Here is a 23,729-nt window from a genome sequence, read left to right on the forward strand (position 1 = left end):
GTGGATAATGAATTGCAAAGGTTAAAAGGCATTTAACCCTGTTGCTTAACCACGAATCTCGAAACTTCTGGGACCGGTGCGAGATTTCCGAACAGCGAACAGACTGGCAGCCGACAAGAGAAAGCCCGCCGAAGGGCGGGCCTTGGACAGGTTCAGGCGACGACTCCCGCCGGGCGGGCGCTGTGGGGGTCAGGCGGCGCTGCGCGTTTCCGAGATGACTTCCACGATGCCGTTGACGACGGACTCGACCAGTTGCGGGTCGTCGCCTTCGGCCATCACGCGGATCAGCGGCTCTGTCCCGGATGGCCGGATAACCAGCCGTCCGGTCTTGCCGAGGCGGTTACGGGCGTCTTCGATGGCGGCCTTGACCGGCGCCTCCTCGAGCGGCTTGCCGCCGGAAATGTGGACGTTCTTCAGGAGTTGCGGCACGGGTTCGAATTTCTTCGATAGTTCGCTGACCGGCCGGCCCTGCCGCTTGATGCAGGCCAGCACCTGCAGCGCCGAAACCAGGCCGTCGCCGGTGGTCGAGAAATCCGACAGTACGATATGGCCCGACTGTTCGCCGCCGACATTCAGCCCATGCGCGCGCATATGCTCGACGACATAACGGTCGCCAACCTTGGTGCGGTGCAATTGCAGCTTCATGTCGCCAAGGAAGCGTTCGAGGCCGAGATTGGACATCACGGTTGAGACGACACCGCCCCCGGCAAGCCGCCCGCTCTGGTGCCAGGATTCGGCGATCAGCGCCATGATCTGGTCACCATCGACGATCGCGCCGTTTTCATCGACGATGACGACGCGATCGGCGTCGCCGTCGAGCGCGATGCCGATGTCGGCGCGCACTTCGTGCACCTTCTTTTGCAGGCCGGCCGGATGGGTCGAGCCGCATTCCTTGTTGATGTTGAAGCCGTTGGGCTCGACATTGATGGCGACGACTTCGGCGCCCAGTTCCCACAGCGCCTCGGGCGCCACCTTGTAGGCCGCGCCATTGGCGCAATCGACGACGATCCTCAGGCCCGCGAGCGACATCGAGCGCGGCAAGGTGCGCTTGGCGAATTCGATGTAGCGGTCATGCACGCCGTCGACGCGCTTGGCGCGGCCAAGCCCGTCGGAATCGGCGAGCGCCAGTTCGATATCCTTGTCGAGCATGCTTTCGATGCGCTCCTCGATTTCGTCGGAGAGCTTGTAGCCGTCGGGCCCGAACAGCTTGATGCCGTTGTCGTAATAGGGGTTGTGCGAGGCCGAGATCATGACGCCGATATCGGCGCGCAGCGAACGCACCAGCATGGCGACAGCCGGCGTCGGGATCGGGCCGAGCAGGAACACGTCCATGCCGGCGGCACAAAGACCGGCGACCATGGCATTCTCGATCATATAGCCGGAAAGCCTGGTGTCCTTGCCGAGCACGACGCGATGTCGATGGCTGCCCCGCTGGAAAGACAGTCCGGCGGCCATGCCGACCCGCATCGCGATTTCAGCGGTCATCGGAAACTTGTTGGCGCGTCCGCGAATGCCGTCCGTGCCGAAATAATTCCCTGCCATGCTAGTCAGCTTCCTCGACGTTTCTTCCCCGGCACGTCATGCCACAATTGGCCAGGGCGCTATGATCACATTGTGTGATTATACGTTACCAATCCTTAGAAAACCATTGTTGTGCACTGCACACAACGTGGCCGCAACCTTACATGCCCAGACTGCCATGCTGCAATATACAAGTCATGCGAGCCTTTCGGCGCGGATGCACCAGGAAAATCTTGCTCTGAACCAGGCAACGGACAACGATTTCATCACCTTATCGGGAGAAGCCGGTTTTCGGCGATATATACGCCACTTGGCATCTGGCGCAACCGACCGTTGAGCGTTATTGATTTGCAGGGACGTATCATGGGCTGTTGCAACGGAGAAACGCTATGCTCATCCACCGACTTGCCACTTTGACCGGCCTCGCCGTCGCGACCTTGTTCCTGGCCGCGCCAGCCAACGCACTGACGATGGCCGAGTGCAGCACGAAGTATAACGCCGCCAAGGATGCGGGGACACTTTCCGGCGCGACCTGGAACCAGTTCCGCAAGGCTCAGTGCGGCACCGACGCCGCGGCGACGACCGACGCCAAGCCGGCCGATACCAAGAAAGCAACCGACACCACGAAGGCTGCCGAGACGAAGCCGGCCAAGGCCGCCAAGGCTGCCGCCGCGGCCGACGACAGCACTGCGAAGGGCCTGACGGCGAAGGAATGCAGCACCAAGTACCAGGCGGCGAAGGCTGCCGGCACGCTGAACGGCATGAAGTGGAACGACTTCCGCAAGTCCGAATGCGCCGCCGGTGCATCCGCCGCTGCCGCCAAGCCGGCAACCACCAAGGCTGCCGCGGCTCCCGCAGACAATGGCGGCAAGGGTCTGTCCATGGCCGAATGCAGCACCAAGTATCAGGCTGCCAAGACGGCCAACACGCTAAAGGGCATGAAGTGGAATGACTTCCGCAAGGCCGAATGCGGCGCCGGCGCCTCGGATGACGACACGGTGCCAGCCGCCGACGAGGCGAGCTACACCAAGGAGCCGGCGAAGCCGACGACGGCTGCGCCCAAGGGCGTCAAGTTCCCGTCCGCGATCTCGGCGAAATACGCCAGCGAGACCCCCGGAAAAGGCCGCATGCACACCTGCCTCGACCAGTACTATGTCCTTAAGGACGCCAACGCGCTCGGCGGCCTGAAGTGGATCCAGAAGGGCGGCGGCTTCTACAGCCTGTGCAACGCCAAGCTGAAGAGCTGAGCGCTTAGCCATAGTCTCCAAACAAAGGCCCGCGCATCGCAAGATGCGCTGGCCTTTTTTTGTTGCGCGAAGACGCACACTGCCTTGCTCGCATCTGCATGTCGCCGGGCTGCCGGCATCATCAATTCGCCTACACTGCCCACCGCCAAGCTCATCGGCAGTCCGTAAAGATTCTGGTTGAACATATAGAGAACAAACCATATACAAAAAGACGTCAAACTTATTATCAACCAGGAGGGTCTTATGCACAGTTTGAAATTGGCGGTATTGGCTGCGACCGCATTTGTCGCTTGGAGCGTCGTCCCCGCAAGCGCACTGACGATGAAGGAATGCGGCGAGACCTATCGAACAGCCAAGGAAGGCGGCACTCTGAACGGCATGGACTGGACGGCTTTTCGCAAGGAGAAGTGCGCGACATCAGCAGCGGACAGTGTCAGCGAGGATACGGTCAAAACCGAGCCGCAGACGAAAAAGGAAATCAGCGCGGCGGTCGCCCCCACTGTAGCGCCCGCGGGGGTGACATTCCCGACCACGCTGGCCGCCGAGTTCAAGACCGAAAAGCCCGCGAAGGCGCGCATGAAGACCTGTCTGCAGGGCTACCATGGCAACAAGGACGCGGGCACGTTGAACGGCCTTCGCTGGATCCAGAAGGGCGGCGGTTATTATAGCATGTGCAATGCCAAGCTGAAGAGCTGAGCGACAAGACATCTGAAGAAGAGAAGGCCTGCGAACCGCAGGGTTCGCGGGCCTTTTTATTGCCTTCGAGGGCACGCCAGCGGCGACCTTGCCAATCTCCCCCGCAAGGGGGAGATTGGCTATCACCTAGCTTTCGCCAATCGTCACCGTCGCAGATGCGAGGTCGCGGGCAACTCCTCCCCAACGCCAAAAACAAAAAACGCCGCGGAGCAAGCCGCGGCGTTCGATGAAATCAGTGGTCAAGCTCAGCTCGATGGCTGCGGTTCCATGCCGCCTTCGGGCTCCGGCCCCTTCTTGCGCCGGCCGCCGGACTTCGGCACGGCAGAGCCACGGCTCGGCGGCGTGTCGTCGCCAAGGTCGCGCGCTGGCTTGTGGCCGGCGATCAACTGCTTGATCTCCTCGCCGGACAGCGTCTCGTATTCCAGCAGGCCCTGCGCCAGCGCGATCCATTCCTTCTTCTTCTTGGTCAGGATGGACTTCGCCGACGAATAGGCCTCGTCGATCAGGCGACGCACCTCGGCGTCGATGATCTGCGCGGTCTCTTCCGAGACGTTCTGTGTGCGCGCCACCGAGTGGCCGAGGAACACTTCTTCCTGGTTGTCGCCATAGGCGACATGGCCGAGCTTGTCGGAAAAGCCCCAGCGCGTGACCATGGCGCGCGCCAGCTTGGTCGCCTGCTCGATATCCGAAGAGGCACCCGAGGTGATGTTCTCCTTGCCGAACTTGAACTCCTCGGCGACACGGCCGCCCATCATGATGGCGAGGCGTGAGACCATGTATTTGTAGCTCATCGAATAGCGGTCGCCTTCCGGCAACTGCATGACCATGCCGAGCGCGCGGCCGCGCGGGATGATGGTGGCCTTGTGCAGCGGATCGGCCGACGGCACGTTGAGCGCGAGAATGGCGTGGCCGGCCTCATGGTAGGCGGTGAGCTCCTTCTCGGCCTGCGTCATGGCCGACGAGCGGCGCTCGGCGCCCATCATGATCTTGTCCTTGGCGTCCTCGAATTCCGCCATGGTGACCAGACGCTTGTTGCGCCGTGCCGCCATCAGCGCGGATTCGTTGACAAGGTTCATCAGGTCGGCGCCGGAAAAGCCCGGCGTACCGCGCGCGATCACCTTGAGATCGACATTGGGCGCCAGCGGCACGTTGCGCACATGCACCTTGAGGATCTTCTCGCGGCCGACGATGTCGGGGTTCGGCACCACGACCTGGCGGTCGAAGCGGCCTGGCCTGAGCAGTGCCGGATCGAGCACGTCGGGCCGGTTGGTGGCAGCGATCAGAATGATGCTTTCGTTGGACTCGAAGCCGTCCATCTCGACCAGCAGCTGGTTCAGCGTCTGCTCGCGTTCGTCATTGCCGCCGCCGAGGCCGGCGCCGCGATGACGGCCGACAGCGTCGATTTCGTCGATGAAGATGATGCAGGGCGCGTTCTTCTTGGCCTGGTCGAACATGTCGCGGACGCGGCTTGCACCGACGCCGACGAACATCTCGACGAAGTCAGAACCGGAAATGGTGAAGAACGGCACATTGGCTTCGCCGGCAACCGAGCGGGCGAGCAGCGTCTTGCCGGTTCCCGGAGGGCCGACGAGCAGCACGCCGCGCGGAATCTTGCCGCCGAGCCGCTGGAATTTCTGCGGATCGCGCAGGAACTCGACGATCTCTTCCAGATCTTCCTTGGCTTCGTCGACGCCGGCAACGTCCTGGAAGGTGACGCGGCCATGCGCTTCGGTGAGCAGCTTGGCTTTCGACTTGCCGAAGCCCATGGCGCGGCCGGAGCCGGACTGCATCTGGCGCATGAAGAATATCCAGACGCCGAGGATGAGGATCATCGGCAGCCACGAGATCAAATAGCCGAACAGCGAATTGGAACCGTCCGTTTCAGGCCGCGCATTGATGGTGACGTTCTTGTCCTGCAGCCGCGAGACCAGCGAAGGATCGCCGGGCGAATAGGTCTGGAAGCCGCTGGCATTGTCGGTGTACGTGCCGCTGATGCGGGCGCCCGCGATGGTCACCGTCTTGACCCGGCCCGCCGCGACATCCTGCAGGAACTGCGAATAAGGCACATCGCTGGAAGCCCCTCGCGTCTGCGGCGTCTGGAACAGATTGAACAGGGCTATGAGCAGGACCGCTATGATCGCCCAGAGCGCGAGGTTGCGATAGTTCGGATTCATCAATTGTCCCGTTGGCATCCGCGGGGCGGACACGCGTCATGAGAGGAAACTTGCGCCTAACATAGGGAGAGCGTCCCCCCTTGCCAAGCAGAACAGCACGTCTGGGTTAAGCTTTCGCGCAACCATCAGCCGGCACTGTGGCCGCTGAAAGGCAAGGGCGGCACCGGGGCCGCGCCAATCAGCCTGGCGACAGCCCGCGCCGGCGCCAGGTCGAAGGATGGCAGGAAGCGGTCGAAAGGGGTAACGACCGGCCGCACTTCCACCATCGCGGGCCTCAGTCCATATCCAGGCAAACCAAGGCATTCACCGGCCTGCCACAACGCCGGCTCGGCGGCGAGCGCGGCGCGCCTCAGGCTCGGCGGGGTTTTTCCATCGCCCGTCGCCAGCCGCTTCGCCGCTGCCGTGCCGAACGGGGCAATCAACAATGCGCCGCTGCTGTCGTTCAATGCGATGCGCCGGCGGCCATCCCACAGAATGCTGCCGGTGGCAGCGGCGGGGAGGCCGCGCGCCTCGCGGCGCACGAAGATGCCGGAGCGCCGGGAATCGATGACCGTCCGCGACAATGTGGCGCAAAGAAATCCAGCCCTCAGCCGACCGAACAGCGCCTCGCTGCGGGCCTGATCCGGCAGAAAGGCAATCCCGCCGGTCGTGGCCAGCAGGATGCGCAACGCATAGACAGCCGCTCGCTCGTCGCCTGTATTCAGCAAAAGCGGATCAAGGCGAATGAGCCCGCAGGCCGGCTGGGTCGCGAATTCGCCGATCAAGCTTGCGGCAGCGAGGCCGAGTTGACTGCGCGCACGACCCTCATGCGTGGCCAGCGCCAGCGCATCGTCGATGCGCCGCGCACCGTTGCCGTCGGCAAGGGCTGCCCGCATGCGCGGCCGCTCGAAGGCCGCGTCGACATTGGTCGGGTCATCGGCCCAGCCGACATTCTCACGCCGCAGGACGTCGCGTAGTGCCGCGCGCCGCAACCCGAGAAGCGGCCGCACGATCCACGCGCGCCAGTCATAGAGGGTGGCCGGTGCCATGCCGGCAAGTCCCCGGCCGGCCATGCCGGCATGGCCCTGGCCCTCGTCCCGCGCGTGCCGCATCAGCACCGTTTCCGCTTGGTCGTTGGCGGTATGGCCTGTGAGGATCATGCCGATGCCTTCGGCTTGTGCCGCCTCGGCCAGCAGCCGGTAGCGCGCCTCGCGAGCAGCGGCGGGCAGGCCGGTCGATGGCTTGGGGCCCGACCATGTCAGGATGCGGTGTGAAATTCCGAGTCTGGCGCACAGCTTCGCCACTGTTTGCGCTTCCGCAGCCGAACCGGACCGCAAACCGTGGTCGATCGTCACCGCCAGCAGCCTGGTTGCCGGCGCCGTACGGTCGAGATGGTGTTTGAGAAGAAGGAGCAGGGCGGTCGAGTCGCTGCCGCCGGACACGGCCGCAACAGCGCCGCTGGTAAAATCGATATGCGAAAAAGGGTTAGTCGAAAGGTCCGGCTCGGTGTCGAGCATAATGCATGTCGCCCAAAAGTGATCCCGGTTTCAGGACAACGACATGTATGACAAGGATCAGCAGGCAGCCAGAGCCTTCTCCTGCTTGACGCGTTCCTTGAGCGCGCTGGAAATATCGGGGTAGCGCTTGCCGACCTCGCTGAAAGTGGCGCAGGCAACGTCATGCTGCTTGAGGCCGACCAGCGACACGCCGAGCTTCAGCAACATGTCGGGAGCTTTCTTGGCCTTGGGGTAGTCCTTGCTGGCCGCAAGGAACGTCTCGGCCGCGTCGCGGTATTTCTGCTGGCCGAGCAATGACTCGCCCAGCCAGTAGTGCGCGTCCGCGGCCTTCGCATCCTTGGGAAAGCGGGCGATGTGGTCGCGAAAACCCTGCTCGGCGGTGCCGTAGTCGCCCGAGAGGATGAACTGGTAGGAGTTGCGGTAAAGCTCCTCCGGGTTGTTGGTGGCGGGCAACGCCGCGACCACCGTATCGGATTTGCCGGCCTTGGAGACGCCCCCGGCGACTGGCGCGGTGTCCTGCGCCGGCGCGGTCGATTGTGTGTTGCCGCCGGCATCGATGACATTGCCATTCTTGTCGACGGTAATGGTGCCGAAATTCTTTTCCGGCGCTCCCGTACCGGGAATAACCTTGCCGGGGTCGCCATCGGGAGATTCGACGATGACGTCCTCGACCGTCTTGCCGCCTGCCGACTGGTCGTTGGCGGGCGCGGCGCCGGCATCGGCCGGCGCCCGTATTGCCGGGGCCGCTGCCACGTCGTTGTCGGTGCCGGTGGTGGCGTCCGATTTCTTCTGCGCCGGCGGCTGTCCGCCTTGCGTGCCGCCACCTTCCAGCTGCTGGAAGCGGAATTCATTATCTTCCTGCTGCTTGCGGATCTGCTCCTGCATCTGCAGGACCTGGAAATTGAGTTCCTCGATCTTGCCGTTCATCTGCCGCAGCTGGTCTTCCAGGCTGGTGACAGCGGCAGGATCGGACTGCACCAGCTGAACCTGGTTCGGTTTCTCCTTTTGACCAAAAAAGCCCGGCAATTCGATACTGGGAAGATGGAAGGTAAAGCCGCTGTCGGTTGATTGCCCTGTGCCGCGCGCCCCGGTGCCGCTAGCCAGGGCGGTGATGCCTGATAGGAGCAGCAGCGCAAGCGTGCCGCTCAGAACCGATCTCAAATGCATGTGCCTCTCGCAGTGATTTCGTTAGCTTGTTCGCGCCTTCCAATCAGAATGGGACCAGCCAAGCGCCCTCGGCTCATAGCAGGAGCCGAGACTTCGGCCAAATTTTGTTTCGAGCGTCCGGATATGAAAAAGGCGGCCCAAGGGCCGCCTTTCGCACAGGTATGTTGCATTTTTACCGCTAGACGGCCGCGCGTTCTTTGACGCGCCGGTCGGCTGCGTGATGCCTCAGGAGCCAGCACCGCTGAGCGTGGTGACTGCGCGGCGATTCTGCGACCAGCAGGAGATGTCGTCGCAAACCGCGACCGGACGTTCCTTGCCGTAGGAAATGGTCTTGAGACGGCTGGCCGAGACGCCCTTGGCGACAAGGAAGTCGCGGGTGGCGGCGGCGCGGCGGGCGCCGAGCGCCAGATTGTATTCACGCGTTCCGCGTTCGTCGGCATGACCTTCGACGACGATGGCATACTGCTTGTACTGGTTCAGCCACTGCGCCTGGCGCGAGAGCGTCGTCTGCGCGTCGGCACGGATCGAGGTCGAGTCCGTATCGAAGAAGATGCGGTCGCCAATGTTGACGGTGAAGTCCTGCGCCGATCCGGGTGTTGCGGCACCGGCGCCGTTAAGGCCAAGATCGGCCGCGTTGTTCGGCGTCTTCTTCGAGGCGCAACCTGCGATGGCGAGCATCGCCACCAGCGCGATCATGACCGGGTTTCTGGTAAGTGCTGCGATACGGCCCATGCCGCCTCTCCTTCGTATTTCGAGTGATCTAATTTGAGTGATTTCGTTGATCACCCAGTAACCACGTTTGGGTTAACCGGCATTCAAGAAACACGGTTAAATTTTGGTTTAAGCTGCCCGTCCACAGCCGTTGGCCTGAAGCCACATTTCACGCGGACCCTAGGCGTAAATACGGCCAAAACGCGACCAAGGCATGGAAAAGGGGCCGAAAACGGCCCCTTTTCAGCATCTGTGGCAATTCAGCCGAACCTATTCAAGCAGCGGCGACCAGGCCGGGTCCGAAGCGAAGTTCGCCGTCGGGATCGATTGCTCGTTGCGTCCGGTCAGATCGACCGAAACCAGTTTGGGGCCACCGGCGGAATCGCGGAAGAACATCAGCACGCGGCCATTCGGCGCCCAGGTCGGTCCCTCCTGCTGGAAGCCGGAGGACAGGATGCGCTCGCCCGATCCATCGGTCTTCATGACGCCGATCTGGAATTCGCCGCCGGTCTGCTTGGTGAAGGCAATCAGGTCGCCGCGCGGCGACCATACCGGTGTCGAATAGACGCCGTCGCCGAAGGAGATGCGCGTCTGGCCCGAGCCGTCGGCGCCCATCACGTAGATCTGTGCGCGGCCGCCACGGTCGGAGGTGAACACCACCTTGCTGCCGTCGGGCGAATAGGACGGCGAGGTGTCGATGGCGGTCGAGTTGGTCAGCCGCGTTGTCGAGCGGCTGCGCAGGTCCATGGCGAAGATGTTGGAATTGCCGTCGTCGCGCAGCAGGCTCATGGTCACCTTCTGGCCGTCGGGCGAAAAGCGCGGCGCAAAGGTCATGCCGGGGAAATTGCCGACCAGTTCGCGCTGGCCGGTCTCGATCTGCAGCAGGTAGACCCGCGGCTGACCGCTCTCATAAGACATGTAGGTGATTTCCTGCCGGTTCGGCGAGAAACGCGGCGTCAGCACGATCGACCTGCCGTCCGAGAGATAGCGCACATTGGCGCCGTCCTGGTCCATGATGGCAAGGCGCTTCTTGCGCGCATTCTTGGCGCCAGATTCGTCGATGAAGACGACGCGGGTGTCGAAATAGCCTTTTTCGCCGGTCAGCCGCTCATAGATGGCGTCGGCGATGATATGGGCGACGCGGCGCTGATTGGCGTCGTTGGCGAAGAACTGCTCGCCAGCCATCTGCTGGCCGGCAAAGGTATCCCACAACCGGTACTGGGCGCGGATGCGGCCGTCGGCTTCCTTGCTGACGCTGCCGGTGACCAGCGCCTGCGCGTTGATCACCTTCCAGTCGTCGAAGCGCGGTGCTGCATCGGGGTTGGTGATCTTCTCGATAAAGGCGCTTTTGTCGATCGGAGCGAACAGACCCGAACGCTTCAAATCGGCGGTGACGATCTGCGAAATCTGCGCCCCAAGCGCGTCACCGCCCTGGAAATCCGTGATGGCGATCGGCAGCGGCTCGACGTTGCCCTTGTTGACGTTGAGCTCGACGAGCGCCAGCGCCGGCAACGTGCCTGCCGCGGTCATGCCCATCGCCATTGCTGCGACCATCAGGAGCGGCTTGAGGATTGATTTCATGTCTTCTCGCTTCTCGTACTGATTTTCGGATACGCGGGCCGCCTTAGAGGCCCAGCATCTCCCTTGGATCGAAGGTGACGCGGACGTCGGCCCAGATGTCCTGCTTGCCGGCGGGAACTTGCAGGCCAGTGACATCGCATTTTTGCACCGCACGAACGGCACTTTCGTCGAACTGACGGTTACCGCTCGACGTTTCGACCGCCGGGCGCCCGTCCAGTTTGCCGGACGCATCCAGGTTGAACCGCACCACGACGACGAAATTCTCGGAACCTTCAAGGCCGACAGGCAGGGTCCAGCAGCCGCCGAGCTGGCTTTCCAGGGCACCCATTTCGGACCTGGAAAGCTTCTGTCCCTGATCCTTATCACCGCCGAGCGACGCCTGCTGGGTCGAGCGCTTGGCGCCGCCGCCGGATGGCTTCTGCTTGTCGAGCAGCGCGGAGATCTCGTCGGCGTTGAATTGCTTGTCATCGGACTTCGGCTTCGACGACGCTTCCTTGACCGGCTTGTCGGCGTTCTTGCGCTCCGGCGCCTTGGCGCTTTCGGCCTGCGCCGGCTGCGGCTTCGGCCGTGCCTCCGGCGCGGGCGCCGAGTCGGGCAGCTGCGTCGCCTCGGCGGGGGGCTCCTGCGCTATGGCTTCGGCGACGGCGTCGGGCTTGACCTCGGGTGTCGGATCGATGGCGGCGGTCTTGTCCTGCGGCGGCGGGGTTGGCGCCGGCTTGGCCGGTGTCGGCTTGGGGTCGGGCTGCTTGACCGGCTCGGGCTTGACCTCTTCCTTGGGCGTCGGCGCCGGCGCCACTTCCGTTGCCGGGGTGGGCTTGGGCTTCTCCTGCGGCTTCGGCACGTCCTCGGGCTTCGGCTTTTCGATCGGGGTCGGCGCGGGCGGCGGAGCCGAGGTCATGTCGACGGGCTTCGGCTTGGCTTCCGGCGTTATCGGCTTGTCGGTGTCGACGCTGTTCTCGCCGACCTTCTGCGCATCAGGAACGACGTCCGGGCGCTGCGTCGGCACGGGTGCCGGCTTTTCATGCATCACGGCCTTCTTGTCGCCCTGCAACGTCTGCGCAATGGCTTCCATCGGCACGATATCGACAGCGACCGACTCGACGTCGGACGACGGAAGTGCCGCCGGCGCCGTCAGCGTGAACAGGCCGAAGGTCAGCGCCGCTGTATGCAAGATCACCGATGTGGTGAGGCCGGTCTTCATCGCGCGTCTATTGGTCCTGTTCCTGCAGTGAAACCAGGCCGATGTTCTTGTAGCCAGCGGCCGAAATGCGGGCCATCACCTTCATCGCCGTGCCATAGTCGGTGGACTTGTCGCCGCGGATGAAGATGCGCTCCTCATAGCCGGTCTTCGAGATCGCCTGCAGCTTGGCTACCAGCTCCTCGATCGGGATCTCGGTTTCCTGGAGATAGATCTGGCCGGCGGCGTTGATCGAGACGGTGATCGGCTGCGTGTCGGCATTCATCGCCTTGGCCTGCGTATCCGGCAGGTCGATCGGCACGCCGACCGTCAGCATTGGTGCGGCGACCATGAAGATGATCAGCAGCACCAGCATCACGTCGACCATCGGCGTGACGTTGATCTCGGACATCAGTGCATGGTGACGGCCGCGCCGCCTGTGGCCGCGTCCGCCGCGTCCTCCCATGCCCATGGACATACCCATCTGCTACTCCTCAGGCCTTGGGGGCCACTTTTTCATCGATTTGGCGCGAGAGTATGGCGGAGAACTCGTCGGAGAACCCTTCCATGCGCACGGCTATCTTGCTCGCGTCGGACGACAGCTTGTTGTAGGCGATGACGGCCGGAATGGCGGCGAGCAGGCCGATGGCCGTCGCCAGCAACGCTTCGGCAATGCCGGGCGCAACCACCGCGAGACTGGTGTTCTTGGAGCCGGCGATCGCCTGGAACGAGGTCATGATGCCGATGACGGTGCCGAACAGGCCGATGAAGGGTGCCGCCGAGCCGGTGGTGGCGAGGAAGCCGAGGCGGCCTTCCAGCTTTTCCATCTCGCGGGTCAGCGCCAGGTCCATCGCCTTGTCGATGCGGGTCTGCAGGCCGAGCGGCGTTTTGGCGCCCTTCTCGAAACTCTTCTTCCACTCGCGCATCGCAGCCACGAAAATGGCCCCCATGCCGGTTGTCTTGCGATCGGCGAGTGTGCGGTAAAGCTCTTCCAGCGACTGCCCGGACCAGAACACCTGTTCGAACCGGTTGAGCGCCAGCCGCATGCGGGCATAGGAAACCAGCTTGTCGACGATGATCGCCCAGGTCCAGACCGAGGCGCAGAGCAGGCCGATCATGACCAGCTTGACCACCCAGCTGGCCGAAACGAACAGCGACCAAACCGACAATTGCGCGCCCGGGTCGGCGAGTGCGATATTTTCCATCGTTACGTCCTTAAGATTTTCCGGGCGAAGCTGGCGGCTGGCCCCTGGCATCCCTTGTGGTCGGTTCGCACGAAGCTACCGGAACAACCCCAAACTGTGCCGTTCTCGGCCTTTTCAGGGCAAATATTGGTGAAAGGAAGGCGTTCGATAACGCCAATCTTCACCAATCTCTTCATGAACCGTTATGGTTAAGGATGGGTTAGTATATAAGGCGCGGCGCATTGCCACGCCCGGTACCAATGCGCAAGCCATCGCCGTTGATCGCAATGGGGCTAGTCAGCTGCGGGCAAGGCCTTGGGCATGAATGCGGCCACCCATTCTCTGGGAAAGCGCCTTGGGCGGCCATTCTCGCCGATGATCGCCGCTTCGACCTTGGCCTCGACCAGCACCTCATCGACGCGCTTGAGCTGCTGCGCCATGAAGATGCGCGCGCCGGAAATCTCCTCGGTGCGGGTGTCGACCGTCAGGATGTCGTCGATGCGGGCGGGGCCGCGAAAGTCGATCTCCATGCGGCGCACCACCCAGACTATTCTTTCGCCATGCTTGCCATCGGCAAGCTCTGTGTGGTGCACGCCGGTCAGCCGGAGATAGTCGGAGCGACCGCGTTCGAAGAATTCGAGATAGCGCGCATGGTAGACGACGCCGGAGAAATCGGTGTCGGCATAATAGACTCGCGCCATCAGCCGGTGGCCGAACGTGGTCAGCGCGCCGGAAAGCCCGGCCAGCAGCGTCGCCGATTCACCATGATCGCCCATTGCGCTTCCTTTTTCAGCCCCGACGAGGCACCAGTTCCCGCGGAACATAACATCGGATGGCACTGTTGACGGCGATGATCAAGAGTTTGACGGCGGCGCTGTTCGTGCTGGTGGGTTTGACGCTGTCTGGCCAGACCGCGACATTCTCGATGAAGCGCGGCCTCAATCTCGACCAGTGGGTAACATGGCCCGGTGAAGACCAGTGGGGCGACGCCAAGGCCATCCTGCCCTATCCGGAATGGCGGAAATTCCTTGGGGAGAACGACCTCAAGGCACTGAAGGACGCCGGCTTCGATTTCCTGCGCATGCCGGTCGATCCATCGCCCTTTCTGTCCGACCAGACCGTGACCTTCCGTGACGATCTCTATGCCAGCGTGCTGGACTCGGTGCGCATGATCAACCGCGCCGGCCTGAAGGTGATCGTCGACATGCACCTGATCCCGGCCGGCGGCAGCCGCAAGATCGGCATGGCTGAAGTGATGGACGACCCGCGGACCTTCGACGCCTATGTCGAGATGGTCCGCAAGATGGCCCGCACGCTGGCCAGCCAAGATCCCGCCCAGGTCGCCTTCGAGCCGATGAATGAACCGATCGTCGACTGCGACAGCGATGGCACCAGCCTGTGGCCGGACCGCCAGCGCAAACTGTTTGCCGCGGCGCGATCCTCGGCGACGAAACTGACCCTCGTGCTGACCGGCGCCTGCTATTCCGCCGCGAGCTCGCTGGAGAAGATCGACCCGAAGACGATCCCTGACGACAACGTCATCTGGGCGTTCCACTCCTATGATCCGTTCCTGCTCACCCATCAGGGCGCGACCTGGGCCGGCGACTTCATCCCCTATGTGACCGGCCTGCCCTATCCGTTGACCGCGGTGCCCAAGGCACAGCTCGACGTGACGCTCGACACCATCCGCGCCAGGATCAAGGCCGAGGCACCGTGGACAAGGCAGAGCGGCCTGCTTGCCTATCTCGACGAACAGGTCGCCAGCATGGACAGCCCCGACAAACTGCTCGGCTTGATGGATGCGCCGTTCGAAAAGGTCGAGGCATGGGCGAAGGCCAACGGCGTCAAGCCGGAAAACATCACGCTGGGCGAGTTCGGCGTGATCCGCCAGGAATACGGCAACGCCTATGTAATGCCCGCCGAATACCGGACCGCCTATGTCAGGGACATGATCGCGCGCGCCGAAGCGCACCGCTTCTCATGGTCGGTGTGGAGCTATGGCGGCGCTTTCGGCATCGTCGATGCCTTCAACGGCGACAAGGCCGAACCGGATGTGATGGACGCGATCCGCAGGCTGCACTGATCGCTCAGCCAAGATCGATCGAGAAGATTCCGGACGCATTCAAAAATAGTACGGACGCACTGCTGAGCCAATACCCGAGACGACGGGCGGCGCGCTGGAAAATTACTCTTCCTGGAACAGGTTGATCTGCTGCTGCGCCAGATCCTTCGGCGCGTCGAGGCCGAGATGCCGCCAGGCATTGGCCGTCAGCATGCGGCCGCGCGGTGTGCGCTGGATGAAGCCCTGCTGGATCAGATAGGGCTCGATGATATCCTCGATGGCGTCGCGCGGCTCTGACAGGCCGGCGGCGATCGTCTCGATGCCGACCGGCCCGCCGCCGAAATTGCGCGCGATCATGCTGAGATACCGCCGGTCGAGCGCGTCGAGGCCGAGCGCATCGACCTCCAGCCGGGTCAACGCCTCGTCGGCGATCTTGCGGTCGACATGGCCGTCGCCGGCGACCGAGGCGAAATCGCGCACGCGGCGCAAGAGCCGGCCGGCGATGCGTGGCGTGCCGCGCGCGCGCCGTGCGATCTCCAGGGCGCCATCGTCGCCGAGCGGCATCTGCAGGATGCGCGCGCCGCGCCGCACGATCTGCTCCAGTTCCTCGACCGTGTAGAAATTGAGCCGCACCGGAATGCCGAAACGATCGCGCAGCGGATTGGTGAGCAGGCCGAGCCGCGTGGTGGCGGCGACCAGCGTGAAGCGGGCAAGGTCGATCTTGACCGAGCGCGCCGCCGGGCCTTCGCCGATGATCAGGTCGAGCTGGAAATCCTCCATTGCTGGATAGAGGATCTCCTCCACCGCCGGGCTCAGCCGGTGGATTTCGTCGATGAACAGCACGTCGCCTTCTTCGAGATTGGTCAGCAGCGCGGCAAGATCGCCGGCCTTGGCGATGACCGGGCCGGAGGTCGAGCGGAAATTGACGCCGAGTTCGCGCGCCATGATCTGCGCCAGCGTCGTCTTGCCGAGACCCGGCGGCCCGACGAACAGCACATGGTCGAGCGCCTCGTTGCGGCCCTTGGCGGCCTCGATGAACACTTTGAGATTGGCCCGCACCGCCGCCTGGCCGACGAAATCGTCGAGCGTCTGTGGCCGCAAGGTCTGCTCGGCATCCTCGCCGCGTTTTTCCGGCGCAATCAGGCGGGGCGACAGGCTCATGACGCCTTCCTTGCATACGGCAAGGAGCTGAACAAGCGACGGTTCACCGCGCCAGTTCCTTCAGTCCAAAGCGGATCAGTTTCGGCGCATCGGCATCCTCGCCCGCCGTCTTCAGCGCTGCCGCCACTGCATTGGCGGCGGTGTCGCGCGAATAGCCGAGATTGACCAGCGCCGAGACCGCGTCGGTGATCGGCGCGGAGGCCACGCCGTCGCCGAGTTCCTGCTTCAGGCCGATGGTGCCCGAGGCGGTGCCGGCATAGGCCGGCGCCTTGTTCTTCAATTCGGTGACGATGCGCTCGGCCACCTTCTTGCCGACGCCGGGCGCGCGCGACACCATGGCGATGTCGCGCAGCGCAATCGCGTTGGCGAGGTCGGCCGGCGCCAGCGTCGACAGGATGGCCAGCGCCACCTTGGCGCCGACACCCGGCACATTGTTCATCAGCAGCCGGAACCACTCGCGCTCGAGCTGCGACTGGAAGCCATAGAGGCGCAGCATATCCTCGCGCACATAGGTCTCGATGAACAGCACCACCGCTTCGCCGGGCGAAGGCAGCGCCGCCAGCGTGCGCGCCGAGCAATAGGCGACGTAGCCGACGCCATGGATGTCGACGAGGCAATGATCCTCGTCGACCTCGTCGAGCGTGCCCTTGAGCTTGCCGATCATTGGACGCAGCCCCCGTTAGGGATGAGTATCGGGCGTGATGAGCTCGACATCTGGAAAGTACTTTCTGAAACCTGCGGGATCGCGAGTAAGAATGGGATAGCCTCGGATGGCAGCGTGAGCCCCAATCAGGAAGTCGGGCATCACCTTCTCTCGAGGTCCGCCCAACCGCCGATAGACCGAGAACGCTCTCGACGCAGCAAAGGCCGCTTCGAACGGGAGACTTTCGCGCCGGAACTCGTCTTCAGGCAAGGCATCATCGACATCGTCTATCGCCTCATAGCGCATCGAAAACTCGGCGTAGATAATCTGATTGATGACCAGGCTGCCTTGCTCGAGGGCAGACACCATTTTGGACCACGACCACTTTGACCAGACGGGATCGCGAACGGCGATATCGATAAGCACGTTGGTGTCGACAAGCGTCGCCAAGATCAGCGATCCCGCGTCAAAGCCATGACGTCATCGGCGTTCATCGATTGATCGCCGCTGCCCTCAAGCCGATCGAGCGCCGCGAGAAAACGATCCAGTCTTTCGCGGTCGGCCAACCGCCCCTTGTCATGCTTCGGCGTGATCGTGATCTTGCCGCCCTCGATGCCGAAGATGACTTCGCTGTTGGCGCCAATCCCAAATGTCTCCCGCAGATCCCGCGGAATGGTCACTTGGCCTTTGCTCGTCACGCGCATGCGAAACACCCTTTCTTACAAGTAAGGAATATTCCAACCCGGTGAACAAGTCAAGAACATCGCTAGCCAGCGAGCGCCATCCGGTAAGCCACGCTTTGCCGGTGATGCGCGTGGCAGATGGCGATGGCCAGCGCGTCGGCGGCATGTTCGGTGTCGAAGGTGGCTTTCGGCAACAGCACCTTCACCATCATGTGGATCTGCTTCTTGTCGCCATGGCCGACGCCGATCACCGCCTTCTTGACGGCGTTGGGCGCATATTCGGCAACGACGAGGCCCGCACGCGCCGGCACCAGCATGGCGATGCCGCGTGCCTGGCCGAGCTTTAGCGTCGCCACCGCGTCCTTGTTGACGAAGGTCTGTTCGACGGCTGCCTCGTGCGGCATGGCGATGTGCAGGATTTCGGCCAGCCCGTCATGCAGCTGGCAAAGCCGCGTTGCCAGCGCCGCCTTGTCGTCGGACTTCACCGTGCCGGAAGCAATGAAGCGCAGCGAATTGCCGAGGCTTTCGACGATGCCCCAGCCGGTGCGCCGAAGCCCGGGATCGATACCGATGATGCGAATCGCTTCCGCCATTTGCCGACTTTACCTCCGGCGGACAGCGATGCCAGCGAAATGTGAACAAACCGGAAACGGAGAGGTCGCCGAGCTTACCCGCGCGCGAAAGCCGTGTTCAGCAGGCTGATCTGGTCGGAAACCGGATTGAGGCGGCGAGCCACCGGTTGCATGTCGACTACGGCGCCCGAGCCATAGATCTCGTCGTCCATGCGGCGCACCAACGCTTGCAGGCGCAGCGAGCGGGTGACGAGGTCGAGGAAATCCTCGGGCAGTTCGGCCCAACCGGCGGCTTCGTCATGGGCGGAAGCTGTATCGAGGCGCACCTTGGACTTTTCCGACGCGACCTGGTCACGGGTCATCTCCCCGGAATTGGCGGCGCGCTGCAAAAGCAGCCAGGAGGCAACCTGCATCAGCCTGGTGGTCAGCCGCATCGATTCGGCGGCATAGAGCGTGGCCGCCAGCCTGGACAGCTTCTTCGCCTCGGCCCGGCCCTTGCCGTCAAGATATTCGGCAGCCTGTTCGACCAGGCCCATGCCTTCCTGGTAAAGCGGCTTGAAGGATTGCGAGAAAACCCGGCGTTCCGCCAGCTTGACGGTTTTCGCACTGCCCTTCGAAGGCTCGTTCATTGATACGCCCCTGCACTTGCAACCGGCCGATTCGGCTCCCTGCCGATACACCCGGAACCCTATCTGACTGAAGCTTGAAAATGCGCTTCGTCACCGGCGAAGGCAAGCACATGTTTAACAGAAGGTTAACGGCGAGCCGCCGTTGGGCGGCCCCGCTGAGATGCGGACAAAAAAGAGAAATGAAGACAAAAAAAGAGCCGCGGATAAGGCGGCTCTCAGGAGTTTAACAGGGAGGCGTCAAACAAAGTGGCTCCAACCACTCGGTAAGAATCCAGATCACTGGATGAACATAGTAAACACCTGTAAAGCTTAATGAAGCCTTAACGGCGCGGATGTTTTTTGACCGAACGCCGCCATACTGTGCCGTAACAGCACAGAGCGAACCTCGTTTCATAGCCTCTTAGCTCAGCTCAGGCCGTCTTCCAGACCGCCGGCAAGGCGATGAAGGCGAACAGCAGCATGGCTGCGTAGAAGCCCATCGAAGAGGCTGCCACCAGCGGTTCGATCGCGGCATTGCCGGCAAGCAGGAAATAGAGACCGATCAGCAGGCCGATGCCGCTGATTGCCGTCAGCCAGAAATGAACGGTGGCGAGCGTCTTTTGCCCGATTGCCGGAAACAGATGGTAGAAGAAGGCGAAGACCGCCGACATCAGCCATCCGGCCACCATCGTGTGGGCGTGGGTCGGCATCTGGCCGTGATCCTGGCTGATCGCCATGTACAGGCCGAGCGCCATGCCGCACAGCGAATAGATGATCGCCAGCGTGAAGAAATTCCGTGCTACCCCTTGCATAATGTCCCCTCGATTGCCTTTTCCCGTTTGCGGGAATGGGTTGATCGTCCGGCGATTGTTGTCGCCACCGGCTCCCGGCGTTAGCGCACTAGCATCGGCGATGTTTCCGGACGATGTCGCGCCAACCCCCTCCCGGCGATTCGTACATTAGCAGGAAATCAGATAGCGCGTTCGCTATCTCAGCCGCTTCTTCCTTGCGCTGAAACAGAGCCGATTTTTTCGCGACATCGTTCCGAAACAGGCGCCGCGCTAAACGCCCGCTCCTCTGACGGCGGCGCCATCCGCGCCGCCGCAAAACCTGACCGGAACACTGGAGGAGCAACCCATGGACTGGTACTCGATCGTCAAATTCCTTCACGTCACTACCGCCATTCTGTGGGTCGGCGGTGGCTTCGTGTTGTTCCTCCTCGGCGTGCTTGCCGAACGAGCGGGCAACATCGAGGAAAAACTGCAGGCGATGCGCGCCAGCGGCCAGCTGGGCGGCAAGTTCTTTGCGCCGATGTCGATGCTGACGCTGATTTTCGGCCTCATCATGTGCTGGTTCTGGGTCGGCTTCTCCGACCTGTGGATCCTGATCGGCCTGGCCGGCTACGCCACGACCTTTTCGATCGGCATGTTCATCTTCAAGCCGACCGGCGAGCGCATGGGCGAGATGATCGCCAAGGAGGGCGTCACGCCAGCCGTTCTTGCCATCGGCCTGCGCATGATGAGCGCGGCACGCTTCGACTATGCGGTGATGCTGGTCATCATTGCCGACATGGTACTCAAACCGACCGTGGATGACATCGGCATCCTCGCCGGCATGGTGCTGGTCGTCATGGTCGGCGCCACATTGGCCGTTGGCGGCAACCGTCGTCTGGTTCCAAGCGCTGCCTGACCCCTAATGACGGGCGGCGGCGCCGCGGCCTTTCTACATCAGGCCGACAATGCCATCCCACAGCAGCTTCAGCGCCACGACCGCGACGGTTGCATAGGTGAAGGGATAGAAGGTTTCCGGCCGCATGCGGCGAACCAGCCACGCCCCTGCGATGGTCGACAGCGGCGCCAGCGGCATCAGCACCGCCGATGCCGTCAGATTGGCGGTGTCGAACTGGCCGAGCGCGAAATAGGGAACCAGCTTCAGCGCATTGGTGGCGGCAAAGAAGATCGCGGCCGTGCCCGACAGAACCTTCGGATCGAGCCGGATCGGCAAGGCATAGACCTGGAAGGGCGGGCCGCCGACATGGGCAACGAAGCTGGTGAACCCGGCGACCGTGCCCCAGACGGCGGCGGCCACGCGGTTGGGCGCGGCCGCGTGATCGGCGCCATGGCGGAACTGCAGATAGAGCCAGCGCAGGACGAAGATGATGGCGACGGCGCCGACGATCAGCCGCACCGCCTCTTCGGTCACCAGTGCCGCCGTCAGCCAGCCGAGACCGATGCCGATGACGGCGCCCGGCATCATGTCGACCAGCATCTTGCGGTCGTAAACGCCCCACCACGTCCACACCGAAACGATGTCCATCAGGCACAGGATCGGCAACAGGATGGCCGCCGCCTGCACCGGCGGCATGGTCAGGGCCATCAGCGGCACGCCGACGAAGCCGACGGCGCCGCCGAAGCCGCCCTTGGACAGGCCGACCAGAATGACCGCCGGAATGGCAGCCGCATAGAACCACGGATCGAGAAGCAGGCCTGACATGGGAGGGGGACTGGTCCGGAGGGAAAGCGTGTCGGCGCTTGAATAGCCCAGAATGCCGAGCGGAGCGACAGCAAATATAAGCGTGGCTGCCGCACACCCGGCCGACGCCGGCCTGTACCTATCGGCGGGCCGAGACCAGCAGGAACATCGGCCGTTCAAGCTCTTCTGCCAGTTCGGGTTTGGCCGCGATTTGCTCTGCTGTCGGGCAGAATTCCTCGACATGGTCGATGGTGAAGCCGGATCGGATCAGAGTGTTGAGCGTGGTGCCGATCGTGCGGTGATGTTTCACCACGCCCTTGGCCAGCCAGTCGGTGCTGCGCGGCCCCTCCACCAGATACTGGTCGACAGGCCACGTCTTGCGGCCTTCGCTATCGATCACCCAGCCGGGTTTGGTCGGCGCCATGAAGATCGGATGTTCCGTCGAAAAGACGAAATGCCCGCCAGGCGACAGGGTTCGATGCACGGTTCCGAACAGACGCGGCACATCCTCGACATAGTGCAAGGCGAGCGAGCTGTAGACGAGATCGAAGCTGGCTTCCGGCAGGCCGAGCCGATCGAGATCGGCCGTCTCATAGCCTATGCCTGCATCCGGGCCGGCGGCCCTTGCCCGAGCAAGCATCTTCTCCGACAGGTCCAGGCCAAGCACCTGCGCCGCGCCATGCTCGCGGGCCCAGCGGCAGAACCAGCCGAAGCCGCAGCCGAGATCGACGACCCTCAAGCCGCCGACATCGGGCAGCATGGCGCGCAGCGCCGGCCACTCGGCGGCACCCTCCAGCCCTTCGACCGAACGGCCGAGCTGGCTGTAGCCTGCGAAGAAATCCTCACGATCGTATATATTCTGCGCCATGGTTCCGGCCTCGTTTGGGCCGGCACACTAACCAACCGGCCGCTGGCTTTCCACCCAACTCGATCAGGAGGCCTGCAAGACCTTTGCCCTATCCCGAGAGGCGGTTGCGTCGAGCGGCGGCGGCCGCCGCCGGATCGGCTGCGCCTTGATGATGGCGGTGCTTGTCTCCGCCTTGTCGGCGATGCGATCGAGAATCCCGTCGAGATCGCCGATCGAGCGCACGAACAGCCGAGCGACGAAACAGTCATCGCCCGTCACCTTGTCGCATTCGCTGAATTCGGGGATGTCCTCGATCAGCTTCTGGACGATGTGCAGCTTGCCCGGCAAAGGCCGGATGCGCACGATCGCCTGCAAGGTGTAGCCGAGCGCCAGCGGATCGATCTCGACAGTGAACGCCCGGATGACGCCGCGCTCCTCGAGCCGTCGCAGCCGCTCCGAAACGCTTGGCGACGACAGCCCGACCTGGGCGGCCAGCTCCTTCAACGAGGTACGCGCGTCCTTGACCAGGATTTCGAGGAGATTTCTGTCGAGATCGTCCAGCATTTTACATTTCCCGCTGATTTGGAACCATAGCCTAATATAATTAGGTAATTTACCCATACGCCCTTTCTCATCAGATGGAAAGCCGCGTTACCGCATGAGATTATCTGGCTCAACTGATATGGAGGTTTGTTGTGAACGAGACAGTACGCGGCACGGTGGAAATGTCAGCCGCAATGGCCATCCTGGGCACGATCGGATGGTTCGTCGTCCTGTCCGGCCAGCCGATCATGGATGTGGTGTTCTGGCGTTGCGCTTTCGGCGCGCTGACGCTGCTTATCATCTGTGCCGGGCTGGGATTGCTGCGCAACAGGCTGTCGCTACGCATAATCGGCATCGCCGCGCTCGGCGGCGTCGCTATCGTCGTCAACTGGCTGCTGCTGTTCAGCGCTTTCTCGCGCGCATCGATTTCGATCGCCACCGCTGTCTACAACACGCAGCCTTTCATGCTGGTCGGCTTCGGTGCGCTTTTCTTCGCCGAACGGCTGACCCTGACCAAGCTGACCTGGCTGGCCATCGCCTTCGCCGGCATGGTGCTGATCGTGCAGTCGGCTCCCGATGCCGGCGACGTCGGCACGGATTATTTCACCGGCATCGTCATGGCATTGGGCGCGGCTTTCTTCTGGGCCGTTGCCGCCATCGTCACCAAGAAGCTCAAGGGCACGCCGCCGCATCTGATCGCGCTGATCCAGGTCTGCGTCGGCGTCGTCATGCTGGCGCCTTTCGCCAATCTTGCAGAGCTTCCGGCCGATGCCTGGAGCTGGACCATGCTGGCGACGCTCGGCATCGTCCATACCGGCCTGATGTACATACTGATGTACGGCGCCATCCAGAAGCTGCCGACTCATCTGCAGGGATCGCTGTCCTTCATCTATCCCGTCGTCGCCATCCTGGTCGATGTCGTCGCCTTCGGCCATCGGCTGCATCTGAGCCAGGTCGTCGGCGCCACCGCCATCCTGATCGCCGCCGCCGGCATGAACCTCGGCTGGACGCTGTGGAAGGGCAAAACATCAGTCGCGAGCCCGCACTCGATCAAGTGAAGCGGCCCGCCGGCTGCCCGGCGGATCAAACTTCGCGATCCCGGCTGCCCGCCTGTTCAAGGCGGGCACTTTGCTCTATGCCGCAATCCAACCATCTTCGCCCGGCATAGGCGAAACGCGGGACCC

At 62.9% G+C, this 23,729-nt stretch carries 25 protein-coding genes; 5 read left to right on the forward strand and 20 right to left on the reverse strand.

Annotated features, from left to right (window positions below; all coding sequences use genetic code 11):
- Positions 1 to 189: 189 nt before the first annotated feature.
- On the reverse strand, positions 190 to 1,542 hold the full coding sequence (gene glmM, locus MESCI2_RS0114270) for a phosphoglucosamine mutase (RefSeq protein ID WP_027037180.1): 1,353 nt from the start codon (positions 1,540 to 1,542) through the stop codon (positions 190 to 192).
- 368 nt (positions 1,543 to 1,910) lie between these two features.
- Here glmM and MESCI2_RS0114275 point away from each other — a divergent pair, with 368 nt between their 5' ends.
- Both MESCI2_RS0114275 and MESCI2_RS0114280 read left to right on the forward strand, forming a co-directional pair.
- On the forward strand, positions 1,911 to 2,768 hold the full coding sequence (locus MESCI2_RS0114275) for a hypothetical protein (protein ID WP_027037181.1): 858 nt from the start codon (positions 1,911 to 1,913) through the stop codon (positions 2,766 to 2,768).
- A 243-nt stretch (positions 2,769 to 3,011) separates the two neighbouring features.
- The gene (locus tag MESCI2_RS0114280) at positions 3,012 to 3,464 is read left to right on the forward strand and encodes a hypothetical protein (protein WP_027037182.1); all 453 of its coding nucleotides are present in this window, start codon (positions 3,012 to 3,014) and stop codon (positions 3,462 to 3,464) included.
- Between the two features lie 245 nt (positions 3,465 to 3,709).
- Here the strand turns inward: MESCI2_RS0114280 and ftsH are convergent, their stop codons facing one another.
- The 9 genes from ftsH to ybgC form a co-directional block, all read right to left on the reverse strand.
- Positions 3,710 to 5,638 carry an ATP-dependent zinc metalloprotease FtsH gene (ftsH, locus tag MESCI2_RS0114285; protein WP_027037183.1) on the reverse strand — a complete coding sequence of 643 codons (1,929 nt, stop codon included), beginning with the start codon at positions 5,636 to 5,638 and terminating at the stop codon, positions 3,710 to 3,712.
- A 125-nt stretch (positions 5,639 to 5,763) separates the two neighbouring features.
- Positions 5,764 to 7,134, reverse strand: a complete 1,371-nt coding sequence (tilS, locus tag MESCI2_RS0114290; protein ID WP_027037184.1) for a tRNA lysidine(34) synthetase TilS — start codon at positions 7,132 to 7,134, stop codon at positions 5,764 to 5,766.
- A gap of 57 nt (positions 7,135 to 7,191) precedes the next feature.
- Complete coding sequence (ybgF, locus tag MESCI2_RS0114295; RefSeq protein ID WP_027037185.1) at positions 7,192 to 8,301, reverse strand: tol-pal system protein YbgF; 1,110 nt, start codon at positions 8,299 to 8,301, stop codon at positions 7,192 to 7,194.
- 225 nt (positions 8,302 to 8,526) lie between these two features.
- On the reverse strand, positions 8,527 to 9,033 hold the full coding sequence (pal, locus tag MESCI2_RS0114300) for a peptidoglycan-associated lipoprotein Pal (protein ID WP_013529149.1): 507 nt from the start codon (positions 9,031 to 9,033) through the stop codon (positions 8,527 to 8,529).
- Between the two features lie 249 nt (positions 9,034 to 9,282).
- Complete coding sequence (gene tolB, locus MESCI2_RS0114305; protein WP_027037186.1) at positions 9,283 to 10,593, reverse strand: Tol-Pal system beta propeller repeat protein TolB; 1,311 nt, start codon at positions 10,591 to 10,593, stop codon at positions 9,283 to 9,285.
- A 43-nt stretch (positions 10,594 to 10,636) separates the two neighbouring features.
- Positions 10,637 to 11,794, reverse strand: coding sequence for an energy transducer TonB family protein (locus MESCI2_RS0114310; RefSeq protein WP_027037187.1), 1,158 nt, complete (start codon positions 11,792 to 11,794; stop codon positions 10,637 to 10,639).
- Between the two features lie 7 nt (positions 11,795 to 11,801).
- Entirely contained in the window at positions 11,802 to 12,254 is a 453-nt protein-coding gene (tolR, locus tag MESCI2_RS0114315) for a protein TolR (RefSeq protein WP_023811855.1), read from the reverse strand.
- Between the two features lie 10 nt (positions 12,255 to 12,264).
- Positions 12,265 to 12,975 carry a protein TolQ gene (tolQ, locus tag MESCI2_RS0114320; RefSeq protein WP_023811854.1) on the reverse strand — a complete coding sequence of 237 codons (711 nt, stop codon included), beginning with the start codon at positions 12,973 to 12,975 and terminating at the stop codon, positions 12,265 to 12,267.
- A 272-nt stretch (positions 12,976 to 13,247) separates the two neighbouring features.
- On the reverse strand, positions 13,248 to 13,730 hold the full coding sequence (ybgC, locus tag MESCI2_RS0114325; protein ID WP_027037188.1) for a tol-pal system-associated acyl-CoA thioesterase: 483 nt from the start codon (positions 13,728 to 13,730) through the stop codon (positions 13,248 to 13,250).
- A 56-nt stretch (positions 13,731 to 13,786) separates the two neighbouring features.
- Between ybgC and MESCI2_RS0114330 the strand changes: the two genes are divergently transcribed.
- Positions 13,787 to 15,037 (forward strand): glycoside hydrolase family 5 protein, encoded by a 1,251-nt coding sequence (locus MESCI2_RS0114330; RefSeq protein WP_027037189.1) that lies wholly within the window; start codon positions 13,787 to 13,789, stop codon positions 15,035 to 15,037.
- Positions 15,038 to 15,139: 102 nt separating this feature from the next.
- Here MESCI2_RS0114330 and ruvB read toward each other — a convergent pair whose 3' ends face one another.
- The 7 genes from ruvB to MESCI2_RS0114365 all read right to left on the reverse strand — a co-directional run bounded on the left by ruvB (position 15,140) and on the right by MESCI2_RS0114365 (position 19,495).
- The gene (gene ruvB, locus MESCI2_RS0114335) at positions 15,140 to 16,177 is read right to left on the reverse strand and encodes a Holliday junction branch migration DNA helicase RuvB (RefSeq protein WP_023811851.1); all 1,038 of its coding nucleotides are present in this window, start codon (positions 16,175 to 16,177) and stop codon (positions 15,140 to 15,142) included.
- Positions 16,178 to 16,220: 43 nt separating this feature from the next.
- On the reverse strand, positions 16,221 to 16,841 hold the full coding sequence (ruvA, locus tag MESCI2_RS0114340; RefSeq protein WP_027037190.1) for a Holliday junction branch migration protein RuvA: 621 nt from the start codon (positions 16,839 to 16,841) through the stop codon (positions 16,221 to 16,223).
- Between the two features lie 15 nt (positions 16,842 to 16,856).
- Entirely contained in the window at positions 16,857 to 17,270 is a 414-nt protein-coding gene (locus MESCI2_RS0114345; protein WP_027037191.1) for a type II toxin-antitoxin system VapC family toxin, read from the reverse strand.
- 2 nt (positions 17,271 to 17,272) lie between these two features.
- A complete protein-coding gene (locus MESCI2_RS0114350; RefSeq protein WP_027037192.1) occupies positions 17,273 to 17,524 on the reverse strand; it encodes an AbrB/MazE/SpoVT family DNA-binding domain-containing protein in 252 nt (83 codons plus the stop codon).
- A 62-nt stretch (positions 17,525 to 17,586) separates the two neighbouring features.
- A complete protein-coding gene (gene ruvC, locus MESCI2_RS0114355; RefSeq protein WP_027037193.1) occupies positions 17,587 to 18,096 on the reverse strand; it encodes a crossover junction endodeoxyribonuclease RuvC in 510 nt (169 codons plus the stop codon).
- 74 nt (positions 18,097 to 18,170) lie between these two features.
- A complete protein-coding gene (locus MESCI2_RS0114360) occupies positions 18,171 to 18,704 on the reverse strand; it encodes a DUF1465 family protein (RefSeq protein ID WP_027037194.1) in 534 nt (177 codons plus the stop codon).
- A gap of 410 nt (positions 18,705 to 19,114) precedes the next feature.
- Positions 19,115 to 19,495, reverse strand: a complete 381-nt coding sequence (locus MESCI2_RS0114365) for a hypothetical protein (RefSeq protein WP_027037195.1) — start codon at positions 19,493 to 19,495, stop codon at positions 19,115 to 19,117.
- A 325-nt stretch (positions 19,496 to 19,820) separates the two neighbouring features.
- On the opposite strand from MESCI2_RS0114365, the gene MESCI2_RS0114370 reads away from it, so the two are divergent.
- On the forward strand, positions 19,821 to 20,372 hold the full coding sequence (locus MESCI2_RS0114370; RefSeq protein WP_027037196.1) for a DUF2269 family protein: 552 nt from the start codon (positions 19,821 to 19,823) through the stop codon (positions 20,370 to 20,372).
- A gap of 33 nt (positions 20,373 to 20,405) precedes the next feature.
- Here the strand turns inward: MESCI2_RS0114370 and MESCI2_RS0114375 are convergent, their stop codons facing one another.
- From MESCI2_RS0114375 to MESCI2_RS0114385, 3 genes are all read right to left on the reverse strand, one after another.
- The gene (locus tag MESCI2_RS0114375) at positions 20,406 to 21,176 is read right to left on the reverse strand and encodes a sulfite exporter TauE/SafE family protein (protein ID WP_013529133.1); all 771 of its coding nucleotides are present in this window, start codon (positions 21,174 to 21,176) and stop codon (positions 20,406 to 20,408) included.
- A 118-nt stretch (positions 21,177 to 21,294) separates the two neighbouring features.
- A complete protein-coding gene (locus MESCI2_RS0114380; RefSeq protein WP_027037197.1) occupies positions 21,295 to 22,023 on the reverse strand; it encodes a class I SAM-dependent methyltransferase in 729 nt (242 codons plus the stop codon).
- Between the two features lie 63 nt (positions 22,024 to 22,086).
- Positions 22,087 to 22,566, reverse strand: coding sequence for an Lrp/AsnC family transcriptional regulator (locus MESCI2_RS0114385; RefSeq protein WP_027037198.1), 480 nt, complete (start codon positions 22,564 to 22,566; stop codon positions 22,087 to 22,089).
- A gap of 131 nt (positions 22,567 to 22,697) precedes the next feature.
- Between MESCI2_RS0114385 and MESCI2_RS0114390 the strand changes: the two genes are divergently transcribed.
- Positions 22,698 to 23,603, forward strand: coding sequence for a DMT family transporter (locus MESCI2_RS0114390; protein WP_027037199.1), 906 nt, complete (start codon positions 22,698 to 22,700; stop codon positions 23,601 to 23,603).
- Positions 23,604 to 23,729: the final 126 nt, after the last annotated feature.

Origin of the sequence: Mesorhizobium ciceri WSM4083 (genome assembly GCF_000519305.1) — a bacterium.
GTDB lineage: Bacteria > Pseudomonadota > Alphaproteobacteria > Rhizobiales > Rhizobiaceae > Mesorhizobium > Mesorhizobium ciceri_B.